The following is a 21,336-nucleotide window of genomic DNA, read 5'->3' as shown; positions in this document are numbered from 1 at the left end:
ATCATCGAGTTCGTTTGCCTAATGCCATTAATTTTTTTGCATAAAAAACAGATTTATTGAATTGAAGCAATCGTATAGGAAGTTTAATAAACCTTAAAAACCATGCTACTTTAGGTGCTTTAGTAAAATAAAATACAAAATACTTGATTTTATACTCTTTACGCTGTCTTTTGCTATAGTGCTTAAACAGTTGATACATTATTGTTGGGCTTGGTTTGGGCACAATCCTTTTCACAGGAGTATCCAATTCCCATGGTTGTTGTTTTCGTTGCTTCCCCTTAATACTAGATTGCTTACCCCAAAACCTATAACCACCTTGAGGTGGCTTTAAATGAAGGTTTACCGAAAAAGGATTGTGTAAAACGGTAACCCCTAACTTGGTTATTTCTAAACCAAAATCGGCATCTTCTCCATAACCGCCATCATAATTTATATCATTCCCTACCAAAATATCTACAACCCGTTTAGATACACAAGAATTAGCATTACTAAAATTTTGACTTGCCCCTACCTTCCAACGTTGTGCGCCTAAAGCGTTCAATTTAATAACTAAATCGTTTAAATCTTGCTGCTGATGATCGGCTCTAATATCTAGTCCATTACAAGCTTCCGCATTATAAGTTTGTAGTAATTTAATATGGTTTTCAATAAATTCTGGCGGCACTCTAATATCATCATCGCCAAAAACTATATAATCTCCTGTACATAAAGCTATAGCCTCATTTCTTGCTCTACAACTACCCTTGGTGCTTTGCCATTTAAACACCACTTTAAATGAATAATTATTAGGGTTATACAATACGGTATTGCGCTTATCTATTGGGGTAGCATCTACAACAATAACCTCATGCGGTTTGCAAGTTTGATGTTCCAAATCGTTCAGAAGGTTTAATGTAAACTCCTGACGTAACATAGTAGGAATTATATAACTCACCTTTGGCGCACCCGTTATAGGCTGAAGTGCTCTAGGAGCCAACTGTAAAGTCTTATGTTTAAACTCATAATTTTTGTTAGCAAACCAATACCCATATAGGTCTTTTGGTTTCCAAAAACCGCGCCTGAAAAGCATATAAATACTATGTGATTTTTTGAAGTTTTTCTTATAAAACGTATAAATATCTTTTGTGGATAAACGAACTGTTTCATTAGAAGGTTGAAACAAACCTTTTACATACAATGGAATTGCCCCTTGATACCTTAAAACATTAAACCCAAAATCTAGAGCAGACATTTGAGTAGACTCATAATCATAATCAAAACCTCCAAATGTTTCCCAAACATGCTTTCGTATAGCAAAAGCATGCGGATTAATACGCCAACTAACACAGGTATCAAGATTGTCAAAATCGTTAGCATACCAAAAATACACCACAGTTTGATAAATAATGTCTTGAAAGGCATTTTTGTAACCTTGGTCTAAGGCACTATGCCACACATCGCCTTCGCCTAAAGCTAATTTATTTAACAATTTTATATGAGGCTTCCCCGTATAAAGAATTGCTTCGCCTTGTGGTGTGATATGTTCTTTTAAATTCATCAAAATTGTAATACGTACAAATGTTATTATTTTTAATATGTTATGCTTATTGACATACAAAGCTTCCCATGTCACACTAACCTCGTCACACTAACCTCGTCACACTGAGCTCGTCACACTGAGCTTTGTCACACTGAGCCTGTCGAAGTGTGTCGAAGTGCCCCCTCACACTAACCTCGTCACACTGAGCCTTGTCACACTGAGCCTTGTCACACTGAGCTTTGTCAGACTGAGCCTGTCGAAGTCCTGTCGAAGTCCTATCGAAGTCCTATCGAAGTCCTATCGAAGCCCTATCGAAGCCCTGTCAAAGTACGTCACACTGAGCCTTGTCACACTGGGCCTTGTCAGACTGAGCCTTGTCAGACTGAGCTTGTCGAAGTCCTGTCGAAGTCCTATCGAAGTCCTATCGAAGTCCTATCGAAGCCCTATCGAAGCCCTGTCAAAGTACGTCACACTGAGCCTTGTCACACTGAGCTTTGTCAGACTGAGCCTGTCGAAGTGTGTCGAAGTGTGTCGAAGTACCAAAACGTATTTTTATTACCCCAAACATTATAATTATAAATAACCATTTTCATAATAAACACATTATATTAAACGCAATCGATTATGGACTTATAAAATGCCACCGATTGTTTGGCAACTAAATCGTGACTAAATTTTGCTTTTACTTTTTCTCTTGCAGCAACTCCAAACTGATGTCGTTTTTCTAAATTTTCTAACAACTCTAAAATACACGCTGCATAATGTTTATGATTGGTGGGGTGTACTAAAAAACCCTCTTTACCATCTTCTATCATTTCTGTTGCCCACCCAATATTAGAGGCTACAATAGCTTTTTCCATAGCCATGGCTTCTAACCATGAAACGGGAAGGGCTTCTGCAAATGTAGGAAACACACATACTGTTGCCCCTTTAATTAGGTCTTGAATTTTAGAATAACTAACCGTACCCATATAATGTACATGCTTTATAGCTTTTTTACTAAACAAGGGTTTTATAAGTTCCCAGGTAGAAGCCCCCCCTGTTTTTACATCACCACTATCTTTTCCTACTAATACCAATTCAACGTCTTCATGCTTTTCTTTAACTAAATTAAAAATTTTAGGAAGATCAAAAAGACCTTTTTTTCTAATCAAAGTTCCAAAATAAAGAATACGCAACGTATTGTTATTAGGGTGTTCTGGTGTAAATATCTGGGCATCTATACTGTTAGGTATTACCGTAAACGCTCTATTAAGTCCAAATAACTCATTGGTTAAATGGCCTGTAAAAGCACTAACACTTATAATGCCATTGGCTTTTTTTAAAGCACGTTTTTCTAAAAATTTATTTTTGAATTTTACGGGGCGTTTATCTAAATGACAAAAATAAGTATCACTACCATTTTGCCTGATAATTAACGGACATTTTATATTTACAAAAGCGGTAAACCCAGTCCAGTCTGGGGCTTCTACAATATCAATCTTACCACTTTTATATAACGAATTTAATAAACGTGCTACCTTATTTTGAGTGAGTAAGAGTGATAAACCTTTAACTTTTATATTCTTTACCTTATAAAAATGGATGTTGTTGTCTTGAAAATAAGCATCAACATCTTGACCATAAATAATAACACTTACCTCATGCCCTAACCCCACAAGCGCCTTAGACAAATTAAAAATACTAGTACCTATACCGCCAGATTTACCGGTTTTAGGATGTGGAAATTCTGGGGTTAAAAATGCTATTTTCATGAAATGAGTTTATAATAATGTGCAACCATAATATCAATAGAAAACGAGATTTCTATTAATGTTCTAGTATTTTCTTCTATCTGTTCTTTACCTAAAAAAACAGCTTCAATAATATTTTTTAAGCCTAAAACATCTTTAGCTTTAAAAATATAACCATTCACACCATGCCTAACCACTTCTAAATTACCACCAACTGGTGTTGTAATAACAGGTACATTGGCCGCAAGACTCTCTAAAATAGACAAGCTAAAACATTCCATGTGGGTAGGTTGAATCATGTAATCATAAAGACAGTAAAGTTCATTAAGATTGTGAACACTTCCTTTAAAATTAAAAACAGGTTCTAATTTAAACAAACTAACCTTCTTCCTTAATTCAGATTCGTACGGGCCTTCACCGTAAATATCTATTTTAAGTTTTTCTTTTATAGATTCTGGCAATTTATTTACCGCATCAATTAAATCTTGTATCCCTTTTGATGCTCTTAAATGAGAGACAACTATAAACTTTGGATATGTAACGTTTCGGTTTAAATTGGGCTTAATATCATTAATAATAATTCCATTATAAATAACCGAAGTTTTCGTTTTTAAATGGCTCCCAAAATCTTGTAATATTTCATTAGTAGTATATTTAGAAACCCCTATAAACTGGTCTATACACCGTGAATACAACCAACCTTTTAAACGTTTCTTTATACGCTTCTTTAATGGATATCCTTGTAGTGGTCTTGGGTTATGATCTACTGCTATAATTTTTGCCTCTGTTTTCTTTTTAAGCTGACAATAAAACGAAGTACACAGTTCTACAAAGTGAGTAAATACCACATCATACTTAACTTTAACAGCTTGCAATACAAAGGTTTCTAAAACCATGTCCGTATCTGGAAACATGATATTCATACTTGAATAATTGCCATGATTTGAAGTATTTGGAAAAAACCAATCAATCTCAACATTATTGGCTTTACACTTTTCATCAAAAGCCCAGAAAAAATAATCCATTCCTCCTACTCTATTGGGTAGTAATTTATAATTACATATTATGGCAACTTTCTTTGTTTTTAAACCCATGAAAATAAACTATTAACCAATTGTTTATTAGTTACTTTTAAAGGAACCCCTACTTGCTGATTAATAAATGCTTTTCGGGTTTTAGAACCTTCAGTACCCGATAAACATTCTGAAATAGCTTTTATTAATGCTGCTTCATTTTTTACAACCTTAGTAGCCTTACTATTAACTAAATGCTGAATATGCTCATATCCTAAAAAGCGCTGATCATCATATAACCCATTATCTTTATTTCCAAATACAGGATTAATAACAGGCTTGTCAAACATCATAAAATCTAAACTCATAGTAGAAAGCATGTTAATGTTTAAATCTGAATATTCTAATAAAGCTCTTAATTGTTTTACATCATCTATTGTTGGAATACGTTGAGACCATGCTTCTTGGTGCTTAGCTCTTACCTGTTTCCATTTCGGGAAATGCCATTTTATAAACGGATAGGTCTCTACCAAGGCTTTAAAACGTATGGGGTCTTCGGCAGGCGAAGTTCTAACTATAAAATTAACAGGTTCTATATGGCCTGCATCAATTGCTTTGGCAATAGTTTTTATATATAGTTCATCATTTTTACTGGTTGAAATATCACCGCAACTAAAACAAATGGTTTTTAATTTCGGATTCAAATCAAAATCCTTAAAAAATTCAGATGCTTGCATCTTATAAACATCCATTACATAAGGCACAAATTGAGGCGTTCCAACTACTTTAATAGTATTTTCCTTAACAGATTTATAAAATCTCAACAAATCACGCTTCATTAAATCACTCCAAACCAAGTAATAATCAAAGTTTGAAGCCATTCTACCTTTTGATGCTAAATTGTCCCAGCTAAAAATAAACGCTGCTGTTTTTATGTAGTTCTTTTTGGCGGCGTATACCAAAGGGGCTATATATGGCGGACGTTGGTGTGTAAAAAACAATAGGCTAAATTGCTCGTTTTCTAAAATTGATGAATAGGCTTTGGTTATGCTATGATGCCTAAATGTAAAATCTTGTAGCTTTTGAAACTGCTGAATAGTAACTTCTGAATGAAATAAAGTGGTAAGCTTATAAATAAATCGGGTGGCGTACCCTCGTGTTGTTTTTAATTTTGAATGGTTGGCTTTTAAATTATCTAAAATCCCAAAGTTGCCTTCCTTATTCAATTTAAGGTGGGCAATCTCTTTGGCTTTTCTAAAAAACCAGGTTTTAAAAGTTTCCTCAAATACATGTAACTCTATAATCCTTAAATTAGTATGTGTTTTATAAATTGATTTTGGCAAACACGATAAAATAACCACCTCATCAAAAGTTTGGTTTGCATAATCTAAAAAATCACTTAAAATGAAGTTTCTAAAGCCAACCCCGTCTGTAATAACCAATGCTAGTTTTTTCATTAAAGTGCTCTAAATTGTTTTTGATGATTTGTTTTCCAAAGTGATTCTAATTTTAAAACATTTAAAAAATCTTTTGCACTATTACCTACTCCAAAATTTGGAGATTCAATTGAAAAAACTTTGTTTTCAATCTGTTTTATACTTTCCAAAATGTTAGTAATACGGTAATCTGAATTTATTATGGTATTTGAAAAAACTCTATTGTTTTGGCGCGAACCAATGTTAATAGTAGGAATGCCATAATAAGGCGCTTCTCTAACACCAGCACTACTATTCCCTATAATAAATTCAGCTTGTTTCAATAAAGTTAAAAAATACTCAAACCTAATAGATGGAAATACACGAAAATTAGGGTGCTTTAAAAGCAATTGATAAGCATCTAAAATGGTTTGGCTTCCCATATCATTATTAGGAAAAATAACTACATAATTTTTATGACTTTGTATTAACGCTTGAACAAAATTATGAGCGTATTGTTCCATTTGTTGATGCTCTGTTGTCACTGGATGAAACATGGCAACAGCATATGTTTGAAACGAAATATTGTAATATAATTTTACGGTTTCTAAATCTGGTAATGTATTTGAAAACATGATATCTACATCTGGAGATCCAATTATATAAATAGATTCAGGTAATTCTCCCATTTGTTCTAATAAGGCTTTTGCTTTTTCATTAGAAACAAAATGAATATGACTCATTTTACTAGTAGCATGACGCAATAGCTCATCTATGGTTCCAGACAATTCCCCGCCTTCTACATGGGCAACTAAAATATTATTTAAACTACCAACAATAGCTCCTGCCAATGCTTCAACCCTATCACCATGAATTACAATTAAATCGGGGTGTATAGCTTTAACAAATTCAGAAAAACCTGTTATAGTTTTAGCTAAAGTTAAATCCATACTAGCCTCATTGGTATCATTCCTATATGTTTTAATATTCTTAAAACCACAACGCTCAACTTCAATAAGCGTGTACCCATAAGTTTCTAGAAGATGCATACCCGTAACAAAAATATATGCTTCAAAATCAGAGTGACCTTCAGTAATTTGAATAAGTGGTTTCATTTTACCAAAATCGGCTCGTGTACCTGTTAAAAATACTATTTTTTTACGCATACTTTTCAATAGCTTTGACAAGATCTGTCTAACTAACTTTTATCTTATAATTATTTTATTTCACTTTGTCAGACTAAACCTGCCAGACTAAGCCTGCCGAAGTCTCGTCAGACTGAGCCTGTCGAAGTCCTTTTCAAAATCCTTTTAATTACCCCACTAATTATCGCTATTCATTAAAACCACTTCTCTTCAAACTAATACAGGCTTTATTTTTATTCAATATCTTCCCAAGTTAATTGTTCATCATTTACAATATTTCTAGACGCTTTTTTTCCTAAAACGTTTTCAAAATGTTCAGCTAAGATACCTCCTGTACCAGGTCGCTTTACCCATATGTTATGCTTTGTAAAAATAGCGCCTTTTTTAATATTAGAAATACTACAAACCGTTGCAAAAGCAAAATCTATAGTAACCTGTTCTTCTCTAGTTGGTGCTTTTGTACCACCTCGCATTAAAGCTATTTCTTTACTATCTACAATAAGGTTTTTACATGCACTTTCATCCATACTACAAACTATATCAGGCCCTTTACGTTGCATTGTATCGGTAAAATGACGTTCTAAAATAGAAGCTCCCAAAGCCACAGCTCCTAAACAAGCATTATTATTGAGTGTATGATCACTTAACCCAAAAACCTTATCTGGAAAGGCTTTATGCAATTCCATCATAGCACCAAAACGTACCAAATGAATTGGTGTGGGATATAAATTAGTTGTATGAAGCAATGCTACAGGTACTTTATTTTTATCAAAAATAGTAACCGCTTTTTTTACACTTTCAATAGTATTCATACCTGTACTTAAAATCACTGGCTTTCCATATTGTGCAATATGCTCCAACAATGGGTAGTTATTACATTCACCCGAACCTATTTTATAAGCAGGTATATCAAATCTTTTTAGTCGTTCTGCTGCTGCACGCGAAAATGGGGTAGAAATAAAAATCATGCCTTTGCGTTCTACATAATTTTTTAATTCTAATTCATCTGCTTCATTTAAAGCGCAGCGTTTCATAATGTCATAAATAGAAATATTGGCATTACCTGGAATAACTTGTTTTGCAACACCACTCATTTCATCGTCTACAATATGTGTTTGATGCTTTATAACCTCTACTCCCGCCCTAAATGCAGCATCAACCATATCTTTAGCTATTTGCAAAGAACCTTCATGATTTATTCCTATTTCTGCTATGACTAAAGGGGGGTAGTCTTGTCCTATTTTTCTACCTGCTATTTCTATAAATGGGTTACTCATTTTGTTTTCTTATTATTATCTAAACTTTTAAACCTTATCAGACTGAGCTTGTCGGACTGAGCTTGTCGAAGTCTTGTCAGACTGAGCTTGTCGAAGTCCCCAACAAAAACTCAGCATATTCAAAATCATTCTGTGTATCAATATCAACAGAAGCAAAAGGATGATTCACAATTAACGGATATGCTTTCTTTGTTACTATTTCATTTTCTAAAATATATTTTGATTTTGTTATGTATAACAATCCATTTTCAAAATATAAAGGCTCTAAATCCTGACTACGTTGTCCTATCTTATAGTTATAAGGTTTAAATATGGTTTTGTTTATTGTACCCAATTTTTGATGATTTCTAGATACCGTAAATAAACTTTCACATGCTTTCTCATTAAATATTTGGAAGGCTTCTGTTAATAAATATTTAGGACGTAATGGGTTTGTTGGTTGTAATAAAACTACATTTTCTACACTATACGCTACAGTTTCTATAACATGTTTTAAGGCGGTTACAGTGGGCTCTAAATCACCAGACAACTCATGAGGTCTGTCTATTACTAAAGCATCATTTGCTAATGCCATTTTTTTTATCACTTCACTATCAGTAGAAACATATACAGCCTCAATAAAATCATGCTGCTTTGCATAGTTAATACTATGTACTAACAACGGTACGCCTCCTAACAACTTAATGTTTTTATTTGGTAAACGTTTAGAGTTTCCCCGGGCAGGTATGATGGCTATGGTTTTTAATTCTTTTTTTGCCATGTTATATCTTTTTAGCTACTATACCGTAACTCATTCCTTTTGCTAAAGGATTTCTATGTTCTATATAAGCTTCTATTTTAGCCTTAATCCAATCTTTTAATGATGTTGCTTTTTTGCTTTTATATTCTACATCTACAATAGCATATTCTAACACTTCAAAATCACTTATTCACAAACCTTATGCTTCAAACTTCTTAAGCTCTTCCTATTATTCTTTTTATAAACTTTTTCGTTCTTTTTATTAATAATCTGTAATAATATTTAATATTATCAATTATTTTAAAAAATTCCCCTTTGAATATAAGCTTCCAATATTTTGGTTCTACCCTTCTACCTTCTGCGGTAAAAGCTATCCATCTGTCAGGAAAATAGTCTTTATCATCATTCTGGCTCTTAAACTTACCTCTAAAATTTTGTATTGGCCTAACAATTTTAGTTTCTTTTTTCTCACCTAACCAAGCTTGCCACCAAGAAAAAGTTGAATTACTTATTACAAAATCATCGCATAAAGTTCCTAAAATAAGCTGTTCTATCGCGTTTAATTTCTCTACAAATATAGCGTTTGACAAAAACTTAAAATGATTTTTACAATAATCAATATCATCACTAGTAAAAATTAGATTTCTTTCTTTCCAATCTGGAAAATTTTTCATTATTCCTAATAAATAGTAACGATAATCTAGCTGAAAATAATAAGGATGATTTACAAAATCGCCTCGTCTAACTGAAATTAAAATAGTTTTTTTTGATAATGCTTCTTTATATTTCTCTTTAACTTGACTGACTAAATTAGATTGAAACTCAAAACATTGTTTTACAGCTTGTTTATCAAAGTAATTTTCAGACTGAAACCAACCATTCAAATCATAACACCCTACTTCTAGTGTAACTTCTGAATAATGAAAACCTGCTTCTTTTAAAACTTGATAATTTTTATTTGAATCAAATAGAGGAAAATTAAAATTAAAATAGGTTGCGTATTGCCACTTTGGAAAAGCAAACCCATGACCATTTTTATTTGCTATACCAATGGTTGATGCTATTTGAAATAGCTGATTTCCTAAATTTCCTTTTTTACCTAAATTAGAAAAAATCAACATACTTATTTGAATTTATTTCCTCTTACTTTATTAGATAATTCATCATTATCACCTTTATAAATAAAAATCATATTATGATAAAAATGCATGGAAATTATATGTTTATCATAATATGTTTTTTGATAATTTTCTATTATAAACTCTTCATTATTTAAGCAGTCTATTAGAGATTTAAAAAATCCACAAATGGTATTTTTATTATCAAAATTAGTTGAATCACCTCCATAACCTTCCCAATAAGAAGTTTGAGTATCTTCAACCACATAAATTCCGCCTTTTTTTAACTTAGGAAAAAGATGCTTAAATGTTTTTATCACATGTTCATTAACATGACTACCATCATCAACAATAATGTCTGGTTCTCCTGTTTCTTTTATAATTTCATCTAAAAAATCATAATCTACTTGACTGCCTTTAAATATTTTAATCCTCTTTTCTTGTAGAAATGACTTATCATAAATATCTAAGGCATATATTTTTGAAAACGGAAAATATGATTTCCACATTCTTAGAGAATTTCCTCCTATATAGGGGTCTTCATAACCTCCAACACCTATTTCTAAAATGGTATTTCTTTTAAACTTATATGTTTTAAAATGGTTTTGATAATGTGGAGTATAAAAATGATACCCATATTTATCTGTTTTATGAATCCTAGCTATTTTCGATAAATTAAAAGGATATAAAAATGCTTTTAAATATCTTATCTTATATTTTATTTTTAATTTTTGTTTATATGAAAGGTTGTTCTTTAGCGTGTTGAGCATTTAATTATATGATGTATTTAATTATTTTTTTGGGTTCCAATACAATTTGGTATTAGCTAATTTAGAATATTCTAAAAATTCTTTATTTGATAATCTATTAGCCTGTTTTAATAATCGCGGAAAATTAATAACCAAATTACCTAAAGCTTGAAAAATAGCTAATAAGGCTCTAAAATCGCCTTTTAACACTTTTGTTTTTATTTGAATCCATAAGGTATATAAAAACCTTCTAGGAATGGTTTTTAATGGATAAAATAAAAAGTACAAATACCAACCAGATCGTAAAGACCGCCTTAAACGGATTTTATAATCTTTATGGCTTTTTCGTCCTTTAATATCAACGCGATGGTGTACTAAAATTTCTGGGACATAGTGTACCTCCCAACCTGCTTTAAATAGCTGGTAGCTCGCAAATTCCTCTTCGCCATAAAACACAAACCATTCAGGATAATTAGGTATACTTCTCCAGACCTCCATACGCCAAACATGACCACATCCCACAAAACCTTTAACACGCCTATTGGTTAACTTGTGGTTTAAGTTATTAGGTAAAGACGTTCCCCAAAAAATCCTAAAGGCTATAACGGCACATCTTTTATGAGATTCAAAAAACACTTTAATACTTTCTAATGTATTTTGCGATACAATATGAGCATCATCATCTAAAGTAATAGCATATAGGGCTTGGGTTAAACTAAGCAACTTATTTCTACTGTAAATAAGCCCCTTGCTTTTAGAGTTTTTAATTAATTGAATAGAAGGATACTGTGTTGCTATAAAATTTGAAGTACCATCAGTAGAACCATCATCACATATAATACATTCTACATGCTCTTGTTTTAGCAAATGAGCTATACTACTTAATGTTATTTTTAAATCAGTAAGCCTGTTTTTGGTGGTTATTAATATGGAGAAAATTGGGTTATGCATATTCTTAATATTGCTTTATCATGTCTTTTGGCAACCCTTTCCATTTTAAAAACCACCTATATAAAAAACCTATAGATAAAAATTTAACGAACACCCTATTCTTAAAAAAACAAACTAATGTATTTGAGTTTTTATATGTTCTAAAATTAGAGCTTATTGCTTCTACAAATTGTTCTTTTTGAGGCATTACTTTCATCCAATCTTCAAAAGTATTCCCCATATGGTATGCATAGTTATCTTGCGTTGTTAAGCGCCAATATCCTTTTTTTAATGGAGCATTATCTAAATATGTTTCACTAACTCCTCCCAATTTATACCCTAAATAAGTGGTGATTTCAGAGAACATATCTTTTTTATAAGTTGCCACAAAATGTCCTGAACCTACTAACACACTTAAATTCTGACTAAATTTTAACCCTAAATTATATTTTAAATAATCTTGATTATAATCTCTTTTCCAACCAATGCTGTCATAAAACATTTGTAATGCTTTTGGGTTTTTAACAGGTAAAAACTTTAAGTTTTTACTAAAAAGAGTATCATAAATTACATTACCACAACGCGATTTAAACATTTTAAACTGAGGCACAATACCAACAACTCCTGCTTTAGGAATATTGCTAAACACCTTAACGGTTTCCTGCTGCCAATTTGGAAGAAACAGAACATCGGCATCTGAAATTGTCACTAATTCTATATCATTGCCTACCAAGCCTTTTAAAATTGCATTGAGTTTGCCTATATTTTCTGTATGAATAAGTTCATGAATTTTTAAACTGTTCAATAAATCATCTAAATATTCTTTAACAACTTGACTACTTCCGTTATTTACAATAGTTATGTATGTTTTATTATGAACAGTTTTTAATAAAGACTCTATACATAACTTAAAGATTTTAAAACTATCTTTAAAATACCCTGCTTCATTTGGAATATAAACAGGAATAACCACTTGGTGAATGTATTTTGAACATTCAATAGCTCTATCTTTATTGGGGTTAAATCCTATACGCATCTTTAATATTTAATATGACAGAAAAAACAAGTTTCCCAAATCTGAGTTTATAATAGATTTACCTATTAGTCTATAATTTTGCATCTCAAGATATTGAGTAATCTCAGATTTCACATCTTGTTTTATAGGAATATCACTTTCTACAACTATTACTTTAGGCCTGTATATATTCCAATCGTTTGTTTTTAAAACCTCTAAATCCAATCCTTCCACATCAATATCAAAAAAATCCAATCGGTCATTTTCTTGTAAATTCTTATCTAGAATATCTTTTAAATTATAAACAGGAACATTTATAGTATTTATAATTTTATCTTCTTGTTTTTGCTTTTTTACAAAATCATAACTAAAGGTGTTCATAGAGCTTTCTTCAAGCATATAGTATTTTAACATGGTTTTAGAATTACCTATTCCTGCATTTACAAAAATATCTGAAGGTCTATGAGTTTGATAAAGTAATTTCAACTCAGGATTTGGGTCTATACAAATCCCTTTCCATTTTCTTAAATGAAAAAAATAGGTATTTGAAGCTTTTATAGGGTGCCAACAACCTATATCTACATATACACCAGGTGTATTATTATTAATAAGTTTCATAAGCTGAATATCATCACCAGACTTAGAGAAACTTATATTATAGCGTTTTCTTATAAATCTTTTAAATTTATTAATCATTCTTATCCTTTAATATCTTCTCTAACCTCTCTTTAAATTTTTCATTACTAAAGTAATCTCCAAAGGGTTTAAATATCTCATCAGTAGTTAACCTATTGTTAATTAAAACATTTAGTTTTTCTTTTATGTCTGCTATATCATTCATATTTGCAATACACCTTTTATCTACTATAATGTTTCTCAATTCACTTTTCTCTGGTGAAATACATAATAAAGGTTTGTTATACGCTGCTAAAAATGGAGCTTTCCCCACTAAAATATTGCAATATATTGGACCATTTTCTAATATTATAACAATATCACTTTCATTAATTTGCTCGTTAAAAGCATTAGAGAAATTTAAGGTTTCTAAAATTTTGATATTTTTAATTTCCTTAAATTTCTGTTTTAAATTTTCTATCCCTTCTCCTTTAACACGTAATACAAACTCTGTATGCTCTTTATAAATAGGGTTCTCATTTACCAAAGCCTTATAAGCCATCAGCATGTTATCTGGGTTACGCCCAAACATAAACGCTCCATTATAAGACAATCTAACTTTTTTGTTTTTTTTAATCACTTGACTTGTATCTAAAAGGTCAAAAACATCAGCGTCAAACTGATGAGGTAAAGTATAAAACTTCTTTTTTGAAGCATATAAATGCTGAAGGTCTTGAGACATATAATTAGCTGTAGTAGCACATGTTTTTGCTTGATGCACAACCTCAATCATTTTATTTAGACGAAACAAATCTAATTTTGAAGGTTTTTTATCACTACCAACATACCATGATAATGGATAAGGGTCATGAAATACCAAAATAGCCTTTTTTAGAATTGGCAAGTTATAAGTTGCCAAAATAGTTTCATGTTCTAACCCTGAACTCGTTATAAAAATATGGTCATACACCTTGTAATCTAGTTTTTCTATAACTTTGGCATACTGTTTATGCACATAACGTTCTTTTAATGATATATGGAATAACCTCCAATAAAAACGGTTTAAAAATATAATATGCCAGGGTACTTTTGTATTTACAATATGTTTTTTTATTGAGTTTATAGGTAGTAAATCTAACTGGTCTTCTGTATCTCTATGAATTATATAATGCACATCAATTTTAGCATCTGGATAAACCCTACGTAATTTTCCTAAAAAAGACCTTCTTCCAATACCTGCACTAGTTCCGCTAACGCGTAGGTCTTGAACAATAATTAAAAATTTCATAAAATACTTTGTTTAATCTTTTTAAATAATGATAAAAACCTTGAATATTTAAAAAACACAATGTACAACCAAAATAATTTAAGCCACCGTAATGGTGTCTTTTTATTATTTAATTGAACTTTTTCAAGTCTATCAAACAACTTTTCTAATAACTCATTAGAATACTGTTTACCATACTTAGAAAGTAGGTAACTATAAAATTGAAACCAAGCCTTATTTTTTTCTATAGAATCTCCCTGACCTGTTATATTCTTTCCACTCAGTCTAAAAAATACCAATGCGCTATTTATTGTAAAAATAGGGTTACCCCCTGAAAACTCAACAACAGCTAGTGTATCACTAGACCATGCTAAAGGAAAATCTTTAAATTTAACAGTGGTTATTTTATCTTTTTTAAAAACATACTCACTTAACGAGCTTCTTGTACCACCTTTAAACTTTCTGAGTAAAAAATTGGAAGCTAATTCTGTTTTTGGGTGTTTATATACTTTAGATATAACATCTCCATATTCATTTATAACCTGCGTTGCAAAACGCACTACAGTTGATTTTTCTTTTTCAAGAAATTCTAAATTCTCATAAAATGACGCTACCACATTAGGGCCTAAAGTATCATCATCACCCAAAATCATGACCCACACTTCATTTTGTACCATTTCTAAGCAACGTTCCCACTGTTTTACAAGCGAAATCCCTCCTAAATTAGTTTCAAACCTAGTATAGTGAAAGTCCAATGTGTCTTTATAAAATTCTAATAGTTTTTTGGGGTTTTCTGGACTTGCATCGTCTCCTATATAAACATGAAATCGTTTATCTGTTTGATTTGCTAAAGATTGTAACGTAGCTTTAAAAAAAGTTTGTTTATAATAAGGAATAACTATAGCTAGCATACACTCTTTTTAGTTTTTAGCTTTAAACTTTAATAAAATTGGAAATATGCGTCTAGATATTTTTAACAACCCTATTTTTTTGAGTATTTTCTTAATCATTAACCCTGTTTGATATGGTCTTGAAGCCTTAACCTTTCTTAGCCTTTTTTTTATCTCTTCTTCAGACTTATAATATCTAGATATTAATGTTGTTGACAGTTTATAAAATTCATCTTCACTTAACAAACCTTTTAAATAAGCATAAGCCTTTATTTGATCATCATGCAAACTTTTAGTTTTTGTTCTTCCTCTTAAATTCTGTCTGTATAAAGCTAGTGGCTGGTCTAAAAAAATAACATTCGGATTCAATTTAAATAGCTTTACCCAAACAATCCAATCTTCCTGAGCTGTTAAGTTTTCAGGAAATCTAATCTCTTTAAAAAGACTTGCCTTAAAAAAACCACAATGAATAGGGATTGAAAATGTTTCATTCCATTTATAGAGTAAATTATCATAAGTAAATAAATCACTATTTAAATTACAATAAGGTTTTGTAGTATGCTCTTGATTTATAGAAAACATTCTAAAGTTTGAAATAACTATTTTATCATCTTTCAAAGTTGATGTTTCTAATAATGATAACTCTAACTTCTTATTATTTATAACATCATCAGCATCTAAAAACTGTACATAAGTGCCTTTAACCTTATCTAAAGCAAAGTTTCTTGTTGAGCTTACCCCGCTGTTTTGCTTATAGTAATACTTAAATCGCTTATCCTTAGCTACCCATTTTTTTGCAATAATTTCAGAATTATCGGTACTACCATCATTAACAATAATACATTCCCAATTGGCATACGTTTGGTTTAAAACAGATTGAAGTGTTTCATCTAAAAACTCAGCTTGATTATAGCAGGGAATTATTATTGATATTAATGGGGTAGCAATCATGTATATTTATTGATTATTTTCTCTAATTCACAAACATAGTTAGGTAAATTGAACTTTAAGATTCTATTTCTATTAAAATTTCCTTCTTTCATTCTTATTTCTTTTGAGTCAATAAGCTTTTTCAATTTTTCTTTTAACAAATCAATATCGTTAGGAATTAAGAACTCACTATTTGTTAATAATTGCTGACACCCAATATGGTTAGTTGCTATTACCGGTACTGAATATAGCATATATTCCATAACCGAGTTAGGCATACCCTCCATTTGTGACAGTAAAACACCTATATCCAATATATTTAACACATCTTCTACCGGTATATTGCTTAAAACAGACACTCTATCTTCTAATTTAAGTTTTTTTACTTTTTCATTTAAATCATTAAAAATTTGAAGAGAGGAAGCATTATTATTTTTATTACCTAGAAAAACTAAATGAATATCTATATCCACATGCAATTGATGGTAAGCATCTAACAACAAATCAAAATACTTATCGCTTCTATACTGCGCTATCATTCCAATTACCACACAATTAACTGGTATACCTAATGAAGTTCTTATTGAATTTGAATCTTTTGCTACTTTTTCTAATGTAACATACTGAGGCAGCAAATTAAGTTTGTTTTTTGAAACCTTATATTGGGTTTGGAACATTTCAAAACAATTTGGAGCATTTCCAATTACAAAAGGGGTTTTATGTGCTGCTATTGTTTCAAACCAATCTCCCTTTCTAGTATCGGCTCCTAATTGGTGCCAAAAAGTAACCTTTACAGATGGTAATGATTTATATAAATAGTAAGCTAATTTTGAAGGCACATTTAAAAATGGTATAATAATGTCTGGTTTATAAGGTTTCACTCCTTGCCTCAGTTTCCATAAATACTGAAATGACCATTTTAAACGTTTTATATTTTTGAAAGACCATTCTTTTCTAAAAATCAAATAAGGCTCTCCAAAATAAAGTATTTCTTTAACATGGCAACACTTAGCATATGCTTTATATTCCTCGGTTTGAAAGCCCGAATAAATCTGCAATATAGTAACTTGACAATCTTTCTTTTGGGTTAAATACCTAGCAAGGCCTAAAGCTTGTCTTTCGCAACCTCCTAACCCCCCATGGTTAAGAACTAGAAGTACATTTTTATTATCAAAAGAAAAACTCATATGCTCAAAAGTTTAACATTAAGCAACTAAATATCCAAATCTTAGATTTCTCAAGCAAGAAACCATTATAAAACATGATACAAAACAAGCTATAGCTACTAATAATATACTTGCAATTGGATTTATAATATAAATATCTAAACCAATTGATTTAAATAATTTCAACACTAAAGGATGCATTAAATAAATTCCAAAACAAGCTTGACTAATTTTTGTTACCATATTAGTATGCTTTGGATTAACACAATTTAATTTATTAAAAAGCATAAAAACGCCAGAACTAACCATAAACGTATTTAAACATAAATACTCATAAAAATAAAAATAGAATTTTGCGTTTTTAACAGTAAAGTGATAAGTTCCAAAGATTGTAACCAAAACTCCAAAAACAATAAGAGAGACTGAGACTATTCTTTTAAAATGAGATAAAGACAAATAATAACCTAGAATAAAATAACCGATAAACCCAGAAAAATATGTTAAATCAATTTTAGGAAAATAAATTTTCATTCTAGGTATAGTAAGAAACAAAGTGACTAACCAAATAATCAATACATATAAAATTTCTTTTTTAGTTGCCTGTTTTATCCACTTTCTTAAAATTGGAACGGTTAAATAAACTCCTAGTAATGTAAATATAAACCATAAATGGTATTCTGAACCATAAAATACATCTCTCACAATTTTAATTATATCAAAAGAACCTTTTTTAAAAACGTAGCGGTTTAAAAGACTATAAATTATGGACCACATTAAAAATGGAAGCATAATTTTTACAAATCTCTTTTTCAAAAACTCCATTAGATCATAATCTTTATTTAACAAAAGAGCGCCACTAATCATTAAAAATATTGGAACTGAATACCTACTAATACTATCAAAAAAATTAGCTACATGCCAATCAAACATCGGTATTTTACCAAAATCAACAACTAATGGTGCTGAAACATGAATTACAATTACAGAAAAAGTAGCTAATATTCTTAAAAGAGCTATCCCTATTTTTTTCTCACCCATTATTCAACTTTAAAAACTTTATTCTTTAATACTCTAATAATCTCTTTACGCTTCTTATTTACCACAAAGCATTTCTCATTAAAAGGTAAAATAAACAAAATGTCTTTTCTCAATTTATAATCAACGCCTACTCTATTATTGGTGAAAAATATTTCAAAAACAAACCTCCTTTTCAATACTTGTACTACTTCTTTGAGTTCTTTATTCTCAAAAACTTGTTGCGTTTTATTAATTCTTAATATTTGTGTTAACCACTTAAAAAACTGTTTACATTCTAACAATGAAAATTGATTATTTGTAAACAACATCTTTTTTAAAAATGTATCAGAAAATTCGGTTTTATCATAGTTTATTTTATGATATAAACTTAATTTAATGGCTATATCTTGTTTTACTTGAACATTTTTGTACTGAGTAGAAACCTGATTGGTATGCGTTCTATAATAATACAAAACTTCTTGAATATTATACATTTGGCTCTCCCATGCTGTTCTTGCCCAAAAGTCATAATCTTCTGCATGTATTTTAGTTGTATCAAAACTATAATTTTTATAAGACTCTCTATGCAACATGGTTGCCCCTAAGCTCATGGGATTACTTAATAATAAATGCGCCTGAATTTCTTTATGATGCTCCCTGTGCTTTATAATTTTTGTGCTTGCACCAAAACATTGCAACCAACACCCACAAGCTTTAATATTGGGGTTATTTTGCAAAACATGGAGTTGTTTTTCAAATCTATTTAAAACGTTAATATCATCGCCATCCATTCTAGCAATATATGCCCCTTTGGCTTCTTTAAAACCTATATTTAAACTATCAATAAGGCCTTTATTCTGTTGCTTTTCAATGATTCGTATTCTGTCATCTTTAAAATCTTTAACAACCTTTAAAGTATCATCAGTAGAACAGTCATCAATAACTAATACTTCAAAATCTTGTACTGTTTGGTTTAAAACAGAATCTAAAGCTTCCTTTATAAAAGGCGCTACATTATAAACTGGAAGTACAACAGATATTAAGGGTGTTTTCATATCCTACCCAATATTAAAACCATTAAACTCTTCATTTTAAACGGCAACTTATGTAATGGATACGCTATAAAAGCTTTGTATAACAAATAGTATTGAGAACATTTTTTATTAGAAAACTTAAGGCGTTCAAACCGTTTTATGTAATAATTAGAAGCTAATGTCTTTATATAATTTTTAGAAAAGTTATCAATTTCAAGACACTTCTTTTTTCTACGCTTATAAGCATTAACTATAGCATAAAAATGCCAATATTCGGCTTTATAAAGGTTATCATTATTTGAAATACTATGTTCATGAACTCTATAACGATACAAAACCTTATCTAAAAACAAATGCTTGCCCTGTTCTTCTAGCTTGTAATACAAATCTTGGTCAACTGCCCGTTTCATAAAAGGGTTTATACCTCCAGATTGTGTATATGCCGCTTTCTTAAAAGTAGCAAAGTGGGTTAAAGCACCATTAGCATAGGTTAAATATGATTTTCCTTTGGGTATGCTGCATCCATATAGACTTGGTTTAGTAAAATTCATTTCTAAATCTACAAACTCATATTTTGAGGTTACAATAGCAACATCTTTATTTTTAAGGTGTGTGTTAACCATAAGCGCTATAGCTTCTGGAACCAAGGCATCATCTGGATCTAAAAAACCCATTATGTCTCCTTGTGCTAGTGTGGCACACTTATGTTTAGTATAACCACAACCTTTATTGGTTTTATTTAAATATAATTTAAACCTATCATCGCCTTTTATCAAATCATTAATGATTTCAATAGAATCATCCGTTGAAGCATCATCAACAATAACAGCTTCCCATTTACTATAGGTTTGAGCTACGATGCTTTTATAACAATCTTTAAAAAAATGTCCATTATTGTAATTAGCTATAAGTATAGAAAACTGTGGCTCTTGCATAAGGCAAACATATCACGCTAAAATATAAATTAATATTAAAAACCCACACCATAAAAAATAGAATATAATTTAACTAGCCTTAGTATGCTCTAAAGCCGCCCAAACATCTTCGCGGTCTTGCATAAAATATTTGCAATAGGCTTTTATACTTATATAGCGGGTATGAGGCAAGTTATATGCCTCCCTAATATCATTCATAATTTTTAGGGCCACCTTAGAACTTACCTCATTTAAACGCTCTATATGTTCTCTATATAAATATAAACGCATAGCTTAGTTTCAACGACTTACAAAAATAACACATGATATTAATGTGCTCTAAAGAACTTATTGCTAGTTTTTGACAAGTTATCATCAAAAATCATGTTAATATGTTATTTAATAATCATCTCTTTTTAAGTTTTTTAAATCAGTTTTACACAAAACTTTTACAAATCCAAATTACTTAACTTATAGCCCATAAAAACACCTTATGGCAGTCCTATTAAAAGGGGCTCTAAAAATAACTATAAAGGCTACTTCTGAAAAGGACACTTTCTCAAAAACCTGAAAATCAAATACTTACAACAAAACAAACACAAAACCCTCATAAACAAGCCTTTAAAACTGAATGAACCAAGCCTCCTCTCACCACGCACTATACACCATTCACCACTCACCATTCACTTCTCACCATTCACTTCTCACTATTCACCTCTCACTACTTGTCTTGTCCTAGAATAGCTATACACTAAAACAAGTGTATGGAAACATCAAAACAGGAAAATTATGTATTACGATCAAACCAACAAGAACGCTATGACAAACGACTGATTTTAAAAATTGTCAA

The 21,336-nt window shown here is 30.7% G+C and carries 21 protein-coding genes; all 21 read right to left on the bottom strand.

The window, feature by feature from the left end; translation table 11 throughout:
* Position 1: 1 nt before the first annotated feature.
* The gene (locus J1D01_RS14000) at positions 2–1,537 is read right to left on the bottom strand and encodes a glycosyltransferase family 2 protein (protein ID WP_421151258.1); all 1,536 of its coding nucleotides are present in this window, start codon (positions 1,535–1,537) and stop codon (positions 2–4) included.
* A gap of 590 nt (positions 1,538–2,127) precedes the next feature.
* Positions 2,128–3,273 (bottom strand): glycosyltransferase family 4 protein, encoded by a 1,146-nt coding sequence (locus J1D01_RS13995; protein ID WP_421151257.1) that lies wholly within the window; start codon positions 3,271–3,273, stop codon positions 2,128–2,130.
* Positions 3,270–4,346, bottom strand: a complete 1,077-nt coding sequence (locus J1D01_RS13990; RefSeq protein WP_421151256.1) for a glycosyltransferase family 4 protein — start codon at positions 4,344–4,346, stop codon at positions 3,270–3,272. The genes J1D01_RS13995 and J1D01_RS13990 overlap by 4 nt, the downstream gene beginning before the upstream one ends.
* Positions 4,337–5,722: a hypothetical protein gene (locus J1D01_RS13985; protein ID WP_421151255.1), complete on the bottom strand. Its 1,386-nt coding sequence runs from the start codon at positions 5,720–5,722 to the stop codon at positions 4,337–4,339. The genes J1D01_RS13990 and J1D01_RS13985 overlap by 10 nt, the downstream gene beginning before the upstream one ends.
* Positions 5,722–6,846: a UDP-N-acetylglucosamine 2-epimerase gene (gene neuC / locus J1D01_RS13980; protein ID WP_372938438.1), complete on the bottom strand. Its 1,125-nt coding sequence runs from the start codon at positions 6,844–6,846 to the stop codon at positions 5,722–5,724. The genes J1D01_RS13985 and neuC overlap by 1 nt, the downstream gene beginning before the upstream one ends.
* A gap of 212 nt (positions 6,847–7,058) precedes the next feature.
* Complete coding sequence (locus J1D01_RS13975) at positions 7,059–8,102, bottom strand: N-acetylneuraminate synthase family protein (RefSeq protein WP_421151254.1); 1,044 nt, start codon at positions 8,100–8,102, stop codon at positions 7,059–7,061.
* 76 nt (positions 8,103–8,178) lie between these two features.
* Entirely contained in the window at positions 8,179–8,862 is a 684-nt protein-coding gene (locus J1D01_RS13970; RefSeq protein WP_421151253.1) for a cytidylyltransferase domain-containing protein, read from the bottom strand.
* Between the two features lies 1 nt (position 8,863).
* Positions 8,864–9,016, bottom strand: a complete 153-nt coding sequence (locus J1D01_RS13965) for a hypothetical protein (protein ID WP_421151252.1) — start codon at positions 9,014–9,016, stop codon at positions 8,864–8,866.
* 40 nt (positions 9,017–9,056) lie between these two features.
* A complete protein-coding gene (locus J1D01_RS13960) occupies positions 9,057–9,962 on the bottom strand; it encodes an alpha-1,2-fucosyltransferase (protein ID WP_421151251.1) in 906 nt (301 codons plus the stop codon).
* Positions 9,963–9,964: 2 nt separating this feature from the next.
* Entirely contained in the window at positions 9,965–10,729 is a 765-nt protein-coding gene (locus tag J1D01_RS13955) for a class I SAM-dependent methyltransferase (protein WP_421151250.1), read from the bottom strand.
* Positions 10,730–10,750: 21 nt separating this feature from the next.
* Positions 10,751–11,659: a glycosyltransferase family 2 protein gene (locus J1D01_RS13950; protein ID WP_421151249.1), complete on the bottom strand. Its 909-nt coding sequence runs from the start codon at positions 11,657–11,659 to the stop codon at positions 10,751–10,753.
* A 4-nt stretch (positions 11,660–11,663) separates the two neighbouring features.
* Positions 11,664–12,674 (bottom strand): glycosyltransferase family A protein, encoded by a 1,011-nt coding sequence (locus J1D01_RS13945; RefSeq protein ID WP_421151248.1) that lies wholly within the window; start codon positions 12,672–12,674, stop codon positions 11,664–11,666.
* Positions 12,675–12,683: 9 nt separating this feature from the next.
* Entirely contained in the window at positions 12,684–13,349 is a 666-nt protein-coding gene (locus tag J1D01_RS13940) for an FkbM family methyltransferase (RefSeq protein ID WP_421151247.1), read from the bottom strand.
* Positions 13,342–14,556 (bottom strand): hypothetical protein, encoded by a 1,215-nt coding sequence (locus J1D01_RS13935; protein ID WP_421151246.1) that lies wholly within the window; start codon positions 14,554–14,556, stop codon positions 13,342–13,344. The genes J1D01_RS13940 and J1D01_RS13935 overlap by 8 nt, the downstream gene beginning before the upstream one ends.
* Entirely contained in the window at positions 14,553–15,446 is an 894-nt protein-coding gene (locus tag J1D01_RS13930) for a glycosyltransferase family 2 protein (RefSeq protein ID WP_421151245.1), read from the bottom strand. The genes J1D01_RS13935 and J1D01_RS13930 overlap by 4 nt, the downstream gene beginning before the upstream one ends.
* Positions 15,447–15,455: 9 nt before the next feature.
* Positions 15,456–16,376 (bottom strand): glycosyltransferase family 2 protein, encoded by a 921-nt coding sequence (locus J1D01_RS13925; RefSeq protein WP_421151244.1) that lies wholly within the window; start codon positions 16,374–16,376, stop codon positions 15,456–15,458.
* Positions 16,373–17,542 carry a glycosyltransferase gene (locus tag J1D01_RS13920; RefSeq protein WP_421151243.1) on the bottom strand — a complete coding sequence of 390 codons (1,170 nt, stop codon included), beginning with the start codon at positions 17,540–17,542 and terminating at the stop codon, positions 16,373–16,375. Before J1D01_RS13920 ends, J1D01_RS13925 begins: the two co-directional genes overlap by 4 nt.
* Positions 17,543–17,560: 18 nt before the next feature.
* Entirely contained in the window at positions 17,561–18,559 is a 999-nt protein-coding gene (locus tag J1D01_RS13915; protein ID WP_421151242.1) for an acyltransferase, read from the bottom strand.
* Positions 18,559–19,593 carry a glycosyltransferase family 2 protein gene (locus J1D01_RS13910; RefSeq protein WP_421151241.1) on the bottom strand — a complete coding sequence of 345 codons (1,035 nt, stop codon included), beginning with the start codon at positions 19,591–19,593 and terminating at the stop codon, positions 18,559–18,561. The genes J1D01_RS13915 and J1D01_RS13910 overlap by 1 nt, the downstream gene beginning before the upstream one ends.
* A complete protein-coding gene (locus tag J1D01_RS13905) occupies positions 19,590–20,507 on the bottom strand; it encodes a glycosyltransferase family 2 protein (RefSeq protein ID WP_421151240.1) in 918 nt (305 codons plus the stop codon). Before J1D01_RS13905 ends, J1D01_RS13910 begins: the two co-directional genes overlap by 4 nt.
* Before the next feature lie 69 nt (positions 20,508–20,576).
* Positions 20,577–20,777: a hypothetical protein gene (locus tag J1D01_RS13900; protein WP_421151239.1), complete on the bottom strand. Its 201-nt coding sequence runs from the start codon at positions 20,775–20,777 to the stop codon at positions 20,577–20,579.
* Positions 20,778–21,336: the final 559 nt, after the last annotated feature.

Source organism: Seonamhaeicola sp. NFXS20, from assembly GCF_049132085.1.
In the GTDB taxonomy this organism is placed as follows: domain Bacteria; phylum Bacteroidota; class Bacteroidia; order Flavobacteriales; family Flavobacteriaceae; genus Seonamhaeicola.
Note: the sequence above shows the minus strand (reverse complement) of the source record. Positions and strands in the feature narration are given on the sequence as shown.

What these genes read in the sequence shown, in the direction of transcription:
- J1D01_RS13960 (WP_421151251.1), bottom strand. Translation starts at nt 9,962, where the DNA reads ATGTTGATTTTTTCTAATTTAGGTAAAAAAGGAAATTTAGGAAATCAG.
- J1D01_RS13935 (WP_421151246.1), bottom strand. Translation starts at nt 14,556, where the DNA reads ATGAAATTTTTAATTATTGTTCAAGACCTACGCGTTAGCGGAACTAGT.
- J1D01_RS13910 (WP_421151241.1), bottom strand. Translation starts at nt 19,593, where the DNA reads ATGAAAACACCCTTAATATCTGTTGTACTTCCAGTTTATAATGTAGCG.
- J1D01_RS13915 (WP_421151242.1), bottom strand. Translation starts at nt 18,559, where the DNA reads ATGGGTGAGAAAAAAATAGGGATAGCTCTTTTAAGAATATTAGCTACT.
- J1D01_RS13905 (WP_421151240.1), bottom strand. Translation starts at nt 20,507, where the DNA reads ATGCAAGAGCCACAGTTTTCTATACTTATAGCTAATTACAATAATGGA.
- J1D01_RS13975 (WP_421151254.1), bottom strand. Translation starts at nt 8,102, where the DNA reads ATGAGTAACCCATTTATAGAAATAGCAGGTAGAAAAATAGGACAAGAC.
- J1D01_RS13995 (WP_421151257.1), bottom strand. Translation starts at nt 3,273, where the DNA reads ATGAAAATAGCATTTTTAACCCCAGAATTTCCACATCCTAAAACCGGT.
- J1D01_RS13985 (WP_421151255.1), bottom strand. Translation starts at nt 5,722, where the DNA reads ATGAAAAAACTAGCATTGGTTATTACAGACGGGGTTGGCTTTAGAAAC.
- J1D01_RS13950 (WP_421151249.1), bottom strand. Translation starts at nt 11,659, where the DNA reads ATGCATAACCCAATTTTCTCCATATTAATAACCACCAAAAACAGGCTT.
- J1D01_RS13955 (WP_421151250.1), bottom strand. Translation starts at nt 10,729, where the DNA reads ATGCTCAACACGCTAAAGAACAACCTTTCATATAAACAAAAATTAAAA.
- J1D01_RS13940 (WP_421151247.1), bottom strand. Translation starts at nt 13,349, where the DNA reads ATGATTAATAAATTTAAAAGATTTATAAGAAAACGCTATAATATAAGT.
- J1D01_RS13920 (WP_421151243.1), bottom strand. Translation starts at nt 17,542, where the DNA reads ATGAGTTTTTCTTTTGATAATAAAAATGTACTTCTAGTTCTTAACCAT.
- J1D01_RS13925 (WP_421151244.1), bottom strand. Translation starts at nt 16,376, where the DNA reads ATGATTGCTACCCCATTAATATCAATAATAATTCCCTGCTATAATCAA.
- J1D01_RS13990 (WP_421151256.1), bottom strand. Translation starts at nt 4,346, where the DNA reads ATGGGTTTAAAAACAAAGAAAGTTGCCATAATATGTAATTATAAATTA.
- neuC (WP_372938438.1), bottom strand. Translation starts at nt 6,846, where the DNA reads ATGCGTAAAAAAATAGTATTTTTAACAGGTACACGAGCCGATTTTGGT.
- J1D01_RS13970 (WP_421151253.1), bottom strand. Translation starts at nt 8,862, where the DNA reads ATGGCAAAAAAAGAATTAAAAACCATAGCCATCATACCTGCCCGGGGA.
- J1D01_RS14000 (WP_421151258.1), bottom strand. Translation starts at nt 1,537, where the DNA reads ATGAATTTAAAAGAACATATCACACCACAAGGCGAAGCAATTCTTTAT.
- J1D01_RS13945 (WP_421151248.1), bottom strand. Translation starts at nt 12,674, where the DNA reads ATGCGTATAGGATTTAACCCCAATAAAGATAGAGCTATTGAATGTTCA.
- J1D01_RS13930 (WP_421151245.1), bottom strand. Translation starts at nt 15,446, where the DNA reads ATGCTAGCTATAGTTATTCCTTATTATAAACAAACTTTTTTTAAAGCT.
- J1D01_RS13900 (WP_421151239.1), bottom strand. Translation starts at nt 20,777, where the DNA reads ATGCGTTTATATTTATATAGAGAACATATAGAGCGTTTAAATGAGGTA.